Consider the following 647-nt stretch of genomic DNA (forward strand, 5'->3'; position numbering starts at 1 on the left):
GGCAATGGCAACCTGCTGCGTGGCGGGACGGGCGACGATGTGCTGATCGGCGGCTGGGGGTCTGACATCCTGCAGGGCAATGACGGCGCGGACAGTTTCTCGGGCGGGACCGGGGCGGACGATCTCTACATCGACGGGCAGGACACGTTCTTCGACGGCGGCGGCGGCTATGACCGGCTGATCGCGGTGGATCCGGGCGGCGTGAACGTGGCGCTTGCGGGCACCAATATCGAGCGGGTCATCGGCGGCACCGGCGATGACGCCTTCGACGGCACGGGCGTGGCCCTGGGCCTCGTGATCTCGGGCGAAGGCGGCAATGACACGCTGACCGGCGGCTCGGCCACGGACCAGCTTTCGGGCGGGGCGGGCGACGACGTGCTGATCGGCGGCGACGGGGACGATTTCCTGTTCGGCGACGGCGGCTCGGATTCCTTCGAGGGCGGGGCGGGCGACGACCGGTTCTTCGCCGAGAGCGTCGACCAGTCCTTCGATGGCGGGGCCGGGTATGACCGCCTGTTCCTGATGGACAACGGCGATTTCAGCTTCTCCCTGGCGGGCACCGGGATCGAGCGGGTGAATTCCGGCGACGGCAACGACGTACTGGACGCCACCGGGGTGACGGACGCGGTGGTTCTGTCGGGGGCCGG

Annotated in this window: 1 protein-coding gene; it reads left to right on the plus strand. The window is 69.7% G+C overall.

Going from position 1 to position 647, the window contains the following annotated elements; translation table 11 throughout:
* Nucleotides 1-647 (plus strand): calcium-binding protein (locus tag ABD923_RS19090; protein WP_345229577.1); only part of this gene is annotated, 647 nt, incomplete at both ends.

The organism is [Roseibacterium] beibuensis, assembly GCF_039542305.1.
Classification (GTDB): domain Bacteria; phylum Pseudomonadota; class Alphaproteobacteria; order Rhodobacterales; family Rhodobacteraceae; genus Roseibacterium; species Roseibacterium beibuensis.